At 71.5% G+C, this 11836-nt stretch carries 13 protein-coding genes; 9 read left to right on the top strand and 4 right to left on the bottom strand.

Annotated elements, in window-relative coordinates; translation table 11 throughout:
* Together ACYVOM_RS24020 and ACYVOM_RS24015 are read right to left on the bottom strand one after the other, a co-directional pair.
* Positions 1–651, bottom strand: a 651-nt coding sequence (locus tag ACYVOM_RS24020; protein ID WP_460305729.1) for an NUDIX hydrolase, incomplete at its 3' end; no start/stop codon positions are given.
* 50 nt (positions 652–701) lie between these two features.
* Entirely contained in the window at positions 702–1211 is a 510-nt protein-coding gene (locus ACYVOM_RS24015) for a hypothetical protein (RefSeq protein ID WP_460305728.1), read from the bottom strand.
* Between the two features lie 170 nt (positions 1212–1381).
* Here ACYVOM_RS24015 and ACYVOM_RS24010 point away from each other — a divergent pair, with 170 nt between their 5' ends.
* Positions 1382–1633: a hexameric tyrosine-coordinated heme protein gene (locus ACYVOM_RS24010; protein ID WP_460305727.1), complete on the top strand. Its 252-nt coding sequence runs from the start codon at positions 1382–1384 to the stop codon at positions 1631–1633.
* A gap of 82 nt (positions 1634–1715) precedes the next feature.
* Here ACYVOM_RS24010 and ACYVOM_RS24005 read toward each other — a convergent pair whose 3' ends face one another.
* On the bottom strand, positions 1716–2546 hold the full coding sequence (locus ACYVOM_RS24005) for a nitrilase-related carbon-nitrogen hydrolase (RefSeq protein ID WP_460305726.1): 831 nt from the start codon (positions 2544–2546) through the stop codon (positions 1716–1718).
* Positions 2539–3321, bottom strand: a complete 783-nt coding sequence (locus ACYVOM_RS24000; RefSeq protein WP_460305725.1) for an IclR family transcriptional regulator — start codon at positions 3319–3321, stop codon at positions 2539–2541. Before ACYVOM_RS24000 ends, ACYVOM_RS24005 begins: the two co-directional genes overlap by 8 nt.
* A gap of 274 nt (positions 3322–3595) precedes the next feature.
* On the opposite strand from ACYVOM_RS24000, the gene ACYVOM_RS23995 reads away from it, so the two are divergent.
* The 8 genes from ACYVOM_RS23995 to ACYVOM_RS23960 are packed head-to-tail and all read left to right on the top strand — an operon-like array spanning position 3596 to position 11743.
* Positions 3596–4612, top strand: coding sequence for an ABC transporter substrate-binding protein (locus tag ACYVOM_RS23995; RefSeq protein WP_460305724.1), 1017 nt, complete (start codon positions 3596–3598; stop codon positions 4610–4612).
* On the top strand, positions 4612–5529 hold the full coding sequence (locus tag ACYVOM_RS23990; protein ID WP_460305723.1) for an ABC transporter permease: 918 nt from the start codon (positions 4612–4614) through the stop codon (positions 5527–5529). The genes ACYVOM_RS23995 and ACYVOM_RS23990 overlap by 1 nt, the downstream gene beginning before the upstream one ends.
* Complete coding sequence (locus tag ACYVOM_RS23985; RefSeq protein ID WP_460305722.1) at positions 5526–6359, top strand: ABC transporter permease; 834 nt, start codon at positions 5526–5528, stop codon at positions 6357–6359. The genes ACYVOM_RS23990 and ACYVOM_RS23985 overlap by 4 nt, the downstream gene beginning before the upstream one ends.
* On the top strand, positions 6356–7480 hold the full coding sequence (locus ACYVOM_RS23980) for an ABC transporter ATP-binding protein (RefSeq protein WP_460305721.1): 1125 nt from the start codon (positions 6356–6358) through the stop codon (positions 7478–7480). Before ACYVOM_RS23985 ends, ACYVOM_RS23980 begins: the two co-directional genes overlap by 4 nt.
* Complete coding sequence (locus tag ACYVOM_RS23975; protein WP_460305720.1) at positions 7477–8163, top strand: DUF1028 domain-containing protein; 687 nt, start codon at positions 7477–7479, stop codon at positions 8161–8163. The genes ACYVOM_RS23980 and ACYVOM_RS23975 overlap by 4 nt, the downstream gene beginning before the upstream one ends.
* Entirely contained in the window at positions 8156–10177 is a 2022-nt protein-coding gene (locus ACYVOM_RS23970) for a CocE/NonD family hydrolase (RefSeq protein WP_460305719.1), read from the top strand. The genes ACYVOM_RS23975 and ACYVOM_RS23970 overlap by 8 nt, the downstream gene beginning before the upstream one ends.
* Positions 10170–11357, top strand: coding sequence for a M20/M25/M40 family metallo-hydrolase (locus tag ACYVOM_RS23965; RefSeq protein WP_460305718.1), 1188 nt, complete (start codon positions 10170–10172; stop codon positions 11355–11357). Before ACYVOM_RS23970 ends, ACYVOM_RS23965 begins: the two co-directional genes overlap by 8 nt.
* Positions 11354–11743: a cupin domain-containing protein gene (locus tag ACYVOM_RS23960; protein ID WP_460305717.1), complete on the top strand. Its 390-nt coding sequence runs from the start codon at positions 11354–11356 to the stop codon at positions 11741–11743. The genes ACYVOM_RS23965 and ACYVOM_RS23960 overlap by 4 nt, the downstream gene beginning before the upstream one ends.
* The last annotated feature ends 93 nt before the right edge of the window (positions 11744–11836 follow it).

The raw sequence follows: 11836 nt of genomic DNA, 5'->3' as shown, positions 1-11836 counted from the left end.
GGCGGGGAGGAAGGTGATGGCGTCCAGTTCGGGTGGGCGGCCGGCGGCGGATTCAGCGGCGGTGGCCTGGCTGAAGGTGGCGCGGATGGTGGCGGCGGGGAGGGGCGGGGCCTTGAAGATGGCGCCGACGTTTCGGCCTCGTGCGACGGTGACGAGGGTGAGGGCGTCAGGGGGCACTTCGATGCCGGTCTCCTCAAGGAGTTCGCGGGCTGCGTGGGCGCGGAGGGCCGACTCGTCGAGGGGGGTGCCTTCGGCGGGGGGTTCGACGGTGCCGCCGGGGAGCTGCCAGCGGGCCGGGGCGGACGTCCAGGGGGCCATGCGGCCGACGAGGAGGGCCCCTTCGGTCGTGGGCTGTGCGACCGAGGCGTAGAGGCCGCAGAGGGCGGGGGTTCCCGGGACGTCGCCCAGGGCGTGGAAACGGAAGGTCGCGCGCGACCACTTCAGCGTCAGGGTGGCGGCTTCGTCCAGGCGCAGGTCGGAGAGCACGACCATGGGGCCGTCGAACAGGGCGGGGTTGGTCTTCACCGCTTCGTCCCACGCGCGGTCCATGGCGCGGCGGCGCTCCGCCGGGAGTTCGGGCAGCGGGCACTCCACCATGCGGATCCGGCGGACGTGGAGAAGTGCGGAGTCGTCGGCTCGTGGCTCGGTCACCCGAGCCATCCTGCCGCCTCGCACTCATGTTCCGCGGCAAGACCTTCTCACTAGCTGACCGGTTCCTCCGCGACGTTGTAGATGAGCCACGGTTCGCTGGACGAGCGTCGGCCCAGCGAGTACAGAAGGGTGTTGTCCCCGTCCGGGAGGAGGGCCTCCTCGTGCTGGACGAGGCCGAAGCGGACCCGGACGAGGACGGTCTCGGTGAATCCGTTCTCGGGCGGTGCCGGTGCCGCGGCGGCGCCCGGCCGGTCGGCGTGCGGGTCGGACAGCTCGATCCAGTTGCAGAAGTGGCTGTCGAAGCCCGGCGCCGTCTCGCGCGCGAAGAAGGCGGGTGCGGTCAGGTCCCGCGCGCCCTCCTTGTCGTTGCCGACCAGCGTCCTGAGGTAGGCGAGGGCGAAGTCCTCCGGCGGCTGGTGGGCGACGGGGAACTCGATGGCGAACAGCCGCTCCTTCTTCCACAGGCAGTCGATCTGCGGCACCGCCACCGCGACGCCGCCCACGACCAGGGCCCCGGCCAGCAGCGGAGCCCCCACGAGTCCCGCGATCAGTTTTCGCATCCGAGCCTCCGTCCAGGGCTTTCCCACGACGGTAGGGGGACCTCCGTCCGCCCCGCCAGGGACACCGGTCCCGGCGCGGGTCCCCGGAGATCAGTCGAATACGCGACGCGCGCGGAGGCGGGTGGGGACGACGATGGTCCGGTCCGCAGCACCCCGAGAGAGGCAGCGACATGACCCGTGTTCCCGACGAGGCGCTCGTCCTTGTTCCCGGCGGCACCCTCATCACCGAGACGGCCGAGGAGGGTCGGGCGCTGGCCATCGCGATCGCCCGCAACACCGTCCACACGCTCCAGCCCGAACTGGAGGTGCTCCAGGCAGGCCGACCCCAGTACGCGGCCGACGCGGCGAAGCTCATCGCCGCCGCCCAGGTGGTGACCCTGGAGTTTCAGACGATCGCCGCGGCCAACCACTACTGGCGCTGAAGGCCACCGGACCCCGCTTCGCGCCCGCCGTGCCCGCGGGCGCGAAGCGGCATCTCCCCGAGGCGCGGGTCCCTCCCGGCAGTCAGGGGGCGCCGAGGGAGTAGAGCTCGGGCCGACGGTCCGCGAAGACGTGGTTGACCGGGGAGAGGGCGCGGTCGCGGGCGGTGGCGAGGTCGACGTCGGCGAGGGCGACGTGGTCGGGGCCGGGGGTGGCGACGGGCCAGCCGTCGGGGTCGATGAGCATGGTGCCGCCGGTGAAGTGCTGTCCGCGCTCCACGCCCCGGCGGTCGCAGGCGGCGAGGAAGACGTGGTTGGCGCGGGCCGCGGCGCGGGCGACGAGCACCTGCGGGGGCTCGGTGCCGGTGCGGATCTCGGCGCGGGACCAGTTCGTGGGGGCGGCGATGAGGTCGGCACCCGCCAGGGCGAGCGACCGGGGCATCTCGGGGAACTCCAGGTCGTAGCAGATGAGGACGCCGATGCGTCCGTGCTCGGTGTCCACGACGGGCGGCGGCCGGTCCCCGGGGGTGAAGAACCGCTTCTCCCGGTTCCACAGATGGGTCTTGCGGTAGACGGCTCGGATCCCCGTACGGTCGAGCACGACCGCACTGTTGAAGATCCGCCCGTCGCCCCCGTCCTCGGCGAAGCCCGCGACGAGCACGGTCCGGCCGTCACCGAGCGCCTCGCGCCAATCGGTGAAGACGGGATGGCTCAGCGGCAGCGCCGTCGAGCGGGCCTCGTCGAGGCTGTCGAACATGTAGCCCGACGTGGCGAGTTCGGGGAGCACGACGACGTCCGCGCCGCGCCCGACGCACCCGCGGACGGTGTCGACGGTGTCCCGGACGTTGGCGGCGAGGTCGAGCAGGACGGGTTCGGTCTGGCAGACCGCGACGCGGGCCGACCGGGCCTCACTCATCGATCAGCACGGTCTCGTGCGGCTGGACGAAGCGCTCCTCGATCCGCGCCGCGGCATCGCGGACCGCCTGCACCGCGTCACCCGCCTTGGCGGCGAAGCGGAAGGACGGCCCGGAGACGCCGACCGCGGCGATGACGTCGCCGCGGTGGTCGCGCACGGGGGCGCCGACCGCGGTCAGCCCCTCCTCGAACTCGTCGGAAACGATGGCGTAACCGTCCCGGCGGACGTCCGCGATGCGGGACAGGAGCGCGTCGATCCCGTCGACGCCACCGTCTCCTCGCGTTTGCACGGGCACGCCGTCGTACATGCGTCGGATGTCGGCGTCCTGCATGCCGGCGAGCAGGACCCGCCCGACGGAGGTCGAGTACACCGGCCAGATGCCGCTGGTGGCCTGGACGGCGTGGCTCGGCACGCGTTCCAGCACGGTGAGTGCCTCGTAGTTGGACATGACGGACAGGTAGACCGATTCGTTGGTGGCGGCGAGGAGGTCGGCGAGAACGGGTTCGGCCGACGTCAGCAGCCGGTGGTCGCCGCTGCGCCGGGCCATCGAGTAGATGCGCCAGCCCAGCCGGTAGGCGAGGGTCTTCGGGTCGCGGTCTATGAGCCCGTACTCGGCGAGGACCTTGAGGCTGCGCGAGATCTGGCTCTTGTCCTTCTCCAGGATGTTCGCGATGCGGGTGACGCCGAGGCCTCCCTTGGCGAGCGCCTCGGGAGACTCCAGGACGGCCAGGACGTCCAGGCCCCTTCTGATGCTGGTGTCGCGCTCGGGCGCCATCGCCACCTCACTCGGTCGTTGCGGGGCGCAGCGCACCGGGCGCCGCACCAGAGGACTGATGTCATTATGACAACTCCGATTGCCTCTGGTGCAACGAAACCAACTCTTAACAGAACCGCCCTTCCGTCGCGCTAACGCGAACCATAGCCTCCATGCCACAACACCAACATCAGTTGTAGCTATGGCAACGGTGATCCAAACCGTGATCCAACCTGGAGGTTCCATGCGTCGACCGTCCTTGCGGAAGCTGGCTTCCGTCGCAGGGGTGCTCGTGATGTCCGCGGCGCTCACGGCCTGCGGTGGCGGAAGCGGAGACTCCGAGACGGGATCCACCGACTCGGCGACCGTCTCCTTCCTGAACTACCCGGGCTGGATCGGCGAGACCGAGATCGCCGACTTCCAGAAGGCGAACTCCGGCATCACGGTCAAGGAGACCGCGATCGCCGAGGGCGGCTCGGCCGCGCTGGCCAGCCAGCTCGCCCAGAACAAGGGCGCCTACGACCTGGTGCTCGCGGGCAACGTGACGGCCAAGCGCCTCGACCTCGGCAAGCTCCTCGGCGAGTTCGACCCGGCGAGCGTGCCGAACCTGGCGAAGATCCCGCAGGAGTACCGCGACGCCTTCCCCTGGGGCGTCCCGACCAACACCGGCAAGGTGGGCATCGCCTACAACAAGGAACTGGTCCCGAACCCGCCGAAGTCGTGGAAGGAGCTGCTCGAGCGCGCCGACGAGTTCAAGGGCAAGATCGTCTTCCCGGACTACGACCGGGACGTCATCTCCATCGCCCTGCTCGCCCTCGGCCACGACCTGAACTCGACCGACACCGAGGAGCTGGCCGAGGCCGAGAAGCTCATCACCGGCATCAAGCCCAAGCTCCTGGCCTTCGCCTCCTCCGACCAGGACAAGCCCCTGATCTCGGGCTCCGCGAAGATCGCCGTCCTCTACGACTACACCTACGCGGGCGCCGAGAGCGACAAGATCGGCTGGATCTCCCCCACCGAGGGCACCCCCGGCTACATCGAGGGCGTCGTGCCGGTCGCCGAGGCGAAGCACACCGACGCGGCCATGAAGTTCCTGGACTTCCACCTCGACCCGGTGAACTACGCGGGCTTCATCAACACCACCGGTGCGTCCTTCCTCATGCAGGAGGCCGAGGGCTCGATCGACAAGAAGATCGTCGACAACGAGGCGCTCAAGCCGAACGCGGACTCGCCCTTCCTCGCCGAGGAGTTCCTCGACACGAAGACCGAAGAGGCGCGCAACGCGATGTGGCAGCGCATCAAGGCCGCCTGATGACGGTCCTCAAGACCGGGTCCCGCCCCTCCGACCCGTCAGCGCCGACGGGTCGGAGGGGCGGCGCCCGCCTCCAGGTCTGGCGCGCCCGCCTGCTCATCGCGCCGATGTCGCTCTACGTGGCGCTGTTCTTCGTGGCGCCGCTGGTCCTCCTGCTGGTCTACAGCCTCGGCCGCATCGACGTCCTGACGTTCGAGGTGTCCTTCGGCTGGACCCTCGACAACTACCGGGCGCTCGTTGACGGCGTCTACGTCGGCGCGATCGTCCGGTCGCTCGCGCTGACCGTCACCGCGACCCTCACCTGCGTGCTCATCGGCTTCCCGGTCGCACTGGCCATCAGCCGGCTGAAGGGTCCGCTGCGGACGCTCTGCCTCGTCGGCGTGGTCGTGCCGTACTGGATCAGCTTCGTCGTGCGCACCTACGCCTGGCTCGACCTGCTCGCGCCGAACGGCCTGGTCAACGAGTTCCTGACGTTCCTGCACCTCATCCCCGAGGGCACCGAGCTGCGTTACACGACTTTCGCGATCGGCGTCGGCATGGTCTACGGCTACCTGCCGCTGATGATCCTGCCGATCTACGTCGCGCTGGAGCGCATCGACCCGGCGATGATCGAGGCCGGGTACGACCTCGGGCTGGGCCGCGCCAAGGTGTTCTGGAAGATCATCGTGCCGCTCGCCATGCCCGGCACGATCGCGGGCGCCCTGCTCGTCGGCATCCCGGCGACGGGCGAGTACACGATCCCGGCGATCCTCGGTGGCGAGAAGACGCTGATGGCCGGCAACGTCGCCGCCGACCAGTTCCTCGGCACCGGGAACTTCCCCTTCGGCGCGGCCATCGGCTCGGCGCTCATGGCGATCATGCTCGTCGTGATGTTCGCGTCGCGGCGCCGCCTCGACCAGTTGGAGGACATCGGATGAAGCGCCGCAGTTTCCGTGTCGGCCTGCCGCAGATCATGCTGGTCGCCGTCCTCGTCTTCTTCTACGTGCCGATCGGCAAGGTGATCGTCAACGCGTTCAACGCCGACGAGTCGCTCAACTCCTGGGGCGGGGCCACGCTGAGGTGGTTCCGCGAGGCGCTCGGCAGCGAGCGGGTCATCGACGACTTCCTCACCAGCGCCGCGATCGCGGGCCTGTCCACGGTCATCGCGGTGGTCCTGTCGGTCACCGCGGTGATGGGCGTGGCCAGGCTCTCCCCCCGTGCGCGCCGCGGGTTCCAGACGCTCACCTACGCGCGGATGATGCTGCCCGAGGTCGTCATCGCGGTCGGCCTGCTGCTGCTCATCCGCAAGCTCGACCTGAGCCTCGGGATGTGGTCGGTCGTCGCCGGGCACGTCATCTTCTGCTCGGCTTACGCGACGCTGGTCATCCAGGCGCGGTTCGCCACCCTGAAGGGCACCTACGACGAGGCCGCCGCCGACCTCGGCGCGACCCCGTGGCGCGCGTTCGTGCGGGTGCTGCTGCCGATGCTGCTCCCGGCCATCGCCATCAGCTCCCTGCTGTCCTTCACCTTCTCCTTCGACGACGTGGTCTCCACGGTGTTCCTCGCCGGACCCGAGACCGAGACGCTGCCGATCCTCATCCTCGGCATGTCCCGCCAGGGCGTGTCCCCGGACGTCAACGCCATCGCCGTCTCGTTCATGGCGGTGACCATGCTCGCGCTCGCGCTGTTCGGGCTCGCCTCCTGGTGGCGGACCCGCTCCGCACAGGGAGCGGCGCGGGGCGGCACCACAAGAAAGGACTCGCAATGATCGGGACCACCTCATCGCGCCGCAGGGCCGCCCCGGTCGAGGACGGCAGCGCCTCGCTCGAACTCGACGCGCTGTGCTGCTCGTTCGGCGCGGACAACCCCGTCGTGAAGAGCGTCGACCTGAGGATCGAGGGAGGTGAGTTCTTCTCGCTGCTCGGCCCGAGCGGCTGCGGCAAGACCACGACCCTGCGCATGATCGCGGGCCTGGAGCAGGCGACGAGCGGCCGGATCCTCCTGGACGGCCGGGAGATCCAGGACGCGCCCGCGCACAGGCGCCCGGTGCACACGGTCTTCCAGAACTACGCGTTGTTCCCCCACCTGAACGTGTACGACAACGTCGCCTTCGGCCTGAAGGAGCGGCGTGCGGGCGCTGCCGAGATCAGGGAGAAGGTCTCCTCGATCCTTGAGCTGGTCGAGCTGGGCGGCCGCGAGGCCCTCCGGCCGCGCCAGCTCAGCGGCGGCATGCAGCAGCGCGTCGCGCTCGCCCGCTCCCTGGTGCTCGGCCCGCGCGTGCTGCTGCTCGACGAGCCGCTCGGCGCGCTCGACCTGCGGATGCGGCGGCAGATGCAGGTGCTGCTGAAGTCCGTCCAGCACGAGCTCGGCATCACCTTCGTCTACGTGACGCACGACCAGGAGGAGGCGTTCGCGATGTCCGACCGGGTCGGCATCATGCAGAGCGGCGAGCTCGTCCAGGTCGGCGGGCCGCAGGAGGTCTACCACGAGCCCGCGACCCTGTTCGCGGCGAATTTCGTGGGCGCGTCGAACTGCCTGGAGGCCAAGGTCACCGGCAGCTCCGGCGGCCTCTACGACGTGGTGCTGCCCGGCCTCGGCGAGGCGCGGATCCCCGGCCGCGGCGAGGTCTCGGCGGGCGGCACGGCGACCGTGATCCTGCGGCCCGAGGTCGTCGCGATCGAGCCCGCGGACCCGACCGACTTCACGTGTGCGGGGACCGTCGAGGACATCTCGTTCCTCGGCGCGCAGACCTCGGTGCGGATGGGCCTGCCGGACGGGCGCTCGGTGAAGGCCGAGATGCCGAGCCGGAACCTCCCCGCGGACCTCCGGCCGGGTGGGACCGCCCGCGTCGGCTGGCAGGCGCGCGACCTCTGGCTGGTGGCCGGATGACGTACTCGATCATCGCCCGCTGCGCCCGGACGGGGCTGCTGGGCGTCGCCACCGCCACCTCCGACATGGCCGTCGGCGCGCGGGTGCCCTGGGTGCGCAGCGGTGTCGGCGCGACCGTCACCCAGCACCGCACCGACCCGCGCCTCGGCCCCCGCATGCTGGACGTCCTCGCCGCGGGCGCGACCGCGGAGGACGCCGTGCGCGCGACCGTCGGCTCCACCCCGCACGCCGACTGGAGGCAGCTCGCCGCGATCGGCGCGGCCGGTCCCGCGGCGGCCTTCACGGGTTCTCGCATCGACACCTCCGCCGCGACGACGGTCCTGGCCGACGACCACGCGGTGGTCGGCAACATCCTCGCCACCCCGGACGTCGGGCCCGCCGTGAGCGTCGCGTTCCTGGCCGACCCATCGGCGGATCTCGCCGCTCGGCTCGTCGCCGCGCTGGAGGCGGGGCTGGCCGCGGGCGGGGAGAACGATCCGCTGCGCTCGGCCGCCCTCGTCGTGCACGGGGAGCAGCCGTTCCCGCTGGTGGACCTGCGGGTCGACGACCACACCGCGCCGCTCGCGGAGCTGCGGCGGCTGTGGGAGATGTACGGGCCGTCGGTCGGCGAATACGTGAACCGGGCGCTGTTCCCGGACGGCGCGACGGGGCTCGCCCCCGTGGAAGGAGGCCTCGGTGTCTGAGGGACCGGAGATCGTCACCGACCTGCCTTACGAGGTCGAGGTACGCGAGCACGTGCTCGTCGAGATGGGCGACGGGGTCTCCGTCTCGCTCAAGCTGTGGCTGCCAGTCGCCGCCGGACCCGTCCCCGCGGTGCTGGAGGCGATGCCGTACCGCAAGGACGACGTCGCCCTGGCCGACGACCACGTGCGCATGGCCTACGTGGCGGGCCACGGATACGCCTGCGCCCGGATGGACCTGCGCGGGAGCGGCAGCTCCGAGGGCGTCCTCACCGGCGAGTACCACCCGCAGGAGCAGCAGGACATCGCCGACGTGATCGCCTGGCTCGCCGAGCAGCCCTGGTGCACGGGAGCGGTCGGCATGACCGGGATGTCGTGGAGCGGGTGCAACACGCTGCACCTGGCCGCGCGCCGCCCGCCCGCGCTGAAGGCCGCGATCAGCGTCTACTCCTCCGACGACCACTACGGCAACGACGTCCACTACATGGGCGGCGCGGTCCTGGCGTTCTACCTGGCCGTGTGGGGGCATGTGATGCTCTCTTTCAACGCCCGCACGCCCGACCCGGCCGTCGTCGGCGACGCCTGGCGCGAACTGTGGCTCGAGCGGCTGGAGGCGAACCTCCCGTTCTCCTTCGAACGGGTCGGCCACCAGCGGCGCGATCCGTACTGGGAGCGCTTCTCGGTGCGGGACGACCCGGGCGCGTTGGAGGTGCCGATGCTCGTCGTCGGCGGCTGGTCGGACGCCTACACCGAATCGGCGCTGCGCCTGGTCCGCGACCTTCCCGGCCTGCGGCGCGGCATCATCGGGCCGTGGGGGCACACCTGGCCTGAGCGCGCGGTGCCCGGTCCGTCCATCGGGTTCCTCCAGGAGACGGTCCGATGGTGGGACCGGTGGCTGAAGGACGTGCCGAACGGCGTCGAGGACGAGCCGCTGCTCCGCTGGTTCGCGCAGGACACCGCCGAACCCCGCGCGGATCTCACCTGGCGGGAGGGCCGCTGGTACGGGACCGACGACGTCCCGGCTCCCGGTTCCGGCTCCGCCTGGTACCTGACGGGGGCCGGGCTCGACGCCGACGCGCCGGGCGACGGCCGGACCGTCTCGCACTCCAGCCCGCTGACGCTGGGCGCGAGCGCCGGATCATGGCTGCCCTACGGCACGCTGACGGACCTGCCGACAGACCAGCGCGAGGACGACGCCGTCTCGCTCTCGTTCGACTCCCCCGCGCTGACCGAGGACACCGTCGTCTTCGGTGAGCCCGCCCTCGACCTCGTGATCAGCGCCGACCGGCCGGTGGCGACCGTCGTGGCCCGGCTGTGCGCGGTCGCGCCGGACGGGACGTCGAGCCTGGTCAGCCGGGGCGTGCTCAACCTGACCCACCGGGACGGTCACACCGCGCCCGAGCCGCTGGAGCCGGGCCGCGAGTACCGGGTGCGGGTACCGCTCGGCGGCGCCGGCGAGCGGATCCCGGCCGGGCACCGGCTGCGGGTCGCCCTCTCCACCCAGTACTGGCCGTGGATCTGGCCCGCTCCCGAGACGCCCGAGATCACCGTCCGGCTCGGTGAGGGCAGCCGCCTGCTGCTGCCGACGACCGTGCCGGACGCGTCCACGACGGTGTCCTTCGGGCCGCCGCAGATCGCCGCTCCCCCGACGATCGAGTCGCTGCGGGCGCACCGGCCCGAGATGACGCCGGGCTTCGACGAGGCGACCGGACGGCACACGTTCCGCCTCGTCCGGGATCTCAACGGAGACCAGGTCTTCCCCTCCGGACTGCGCTACTCCGACGAGGAGCGCTGTGACTTCTCAGTGCTCCCGGACGACCCCCTGTCGGCGTCCGTCGACATGGACCGCACGATCCGCGTCGGCCGCGGCGAGTGGCGGACCCGCATCCGGATCCGCACCCGCATGGCGGGCACCGCGAAGGAGTTCGCGCTCTGGTCGGCGGTGACGGCCTGGGAGGGCGACGCCGAGGTCTTCTCCCGCGAGTACGAGCGAACCGTGGAGCGCGACCATGTCTGAACCGTGCGAGGGCATGCTCGCGGAGCGGATCGCGCGGCTGGACGGCGAGCTGCCGAAGATCCTGGAGCGAACACGGCGGCTCGTGGAGACCGACAGCGGGTCGCATGATCCCGCCGGAATCGACGCGGTGAGCGGCCTGATCGGCGAGTATCTCGCCCCGCTCGGGTTCGCGGTGACGGCCTCCTCGATCGGGGACGACCGGGGCCGCTGCTTCGAGGCGACCCTGGAACTCGGCGAAGGCGTCTCGGTCCTGGTGCTCGGGCACGCCGACACGGTCTGGCCCGAGGGCACGGCCGCCGAGTGGCCGTTCACCAGGGACGGCGACGTGCTGTCCGGCCCCGGTGTCGGTGACATGAAGTGCGCGCTGGCGATGGCAGTCTCGGCGATCGGGGCCGCGCTGGAGGCCGGAACGCCCGGTGTCGGCCGGATCACCTACGCCCTTGTGCCCGACGAGGAACTGGGCAGCGTCGGCAGCCGCGCGTGGATCGAGGACCTGGGCCGCCGCACGGACGTCTGCTTCACGCTGGAGGCGGGGCTCGACGGCGGCGGGCTCATCACCTCGCGCGGCGCGGTCGGCGCCATGGTGCTGACCGCGCGCGGCCGGACCGCTCACTCCACCGAGACGACGGGGGCGAGCGCGCTGGCCGCCGTCGCACCTCTGGTGGAGGGCTTCGAGGCGCTGACGGACCGGGCGAGGCGAACGATCTGCACGGTCGGCATCCTGCGGTCGGGAACGGCCCGCCAGGTGGTCCCCGACCACGCGGAACTCCACGTGGACCTCCGCGCGCCCGCCACCGACTACGGCCACGCCCTGGCCGCGCGCATCCGCGCGATGGCCGCCGCGCGGGCGACCGCCGACGTCTCGGTCGAGGTGACGGGCGGCGTCACGCGCCCGGCCATGCCCGGGACGGTCTCCGACCGGCTGTACGCCCTCGCCGAAGGGCTGACGGCTCCCTTGGGCCTGCCGCTGCGCCGCGTCGCCGAGATGGGCGGCTCCGACGCCAGTTTCGTCGCCCGGTTCGCGTCCGCGGCCATCGACGGCATGGGGCCGCTCGCCTTCGACCAGTGCAGCAGACGGGAGACCGTGCGGGTGAGCAGCATCGTGCCCAAGACCGCGCTGCTGTCGTGCCTGATCAGCCGCGCCGCCGAGGCGGTCCCGCCGAGCGGGGCCCGCGCATGACCGCGCCGGAGCCTCCGCCCGGACCCGTGCTGCGGCGGGGAGGCCCGCTCCTCGCGGGCCGGAACGGGCCCGCGAACCACGCCTTCATCCCGCCGTCCGCGGCCGGCCGGGCGGGGGTCGCGGTCACCGAGTGGGAGTTGCGCGCCCAGGTCTTCGCCGACGCGCACGCCCACGTGGAGCTGAACTACGTCCTCGAAGGCGTCCTGCATGTGACGTGCGGAGACGTCACCGTCGTCGGGGTCGCGGGCGACCTCATCGAGGTGCCTCCGGGCGTGCCGGGCACGTACGCCGCGCCCGATTATGCCCGCATGCTGGCCGTTTACGGCCCGAACCCGCAGGGCGTGCCGGGCCGTCTGCTCGGCTTCGCGCCGTATCCGACCGACTGAGATCCACGCGACAAAAAACGCGTCTTGTGCGACGGGCTCAGGCAGGTCAAGAATGAGTTGTCACTATGAAGAATTGAGTTGCAGATATGACAA

This window comes from Actinocorallia aurea (assembly GCF_054783995.1).
Note: the sequence above shows the minus strand (reverse complement) of the source record. Positions and strands in the feature narration are given on the sequence as shown.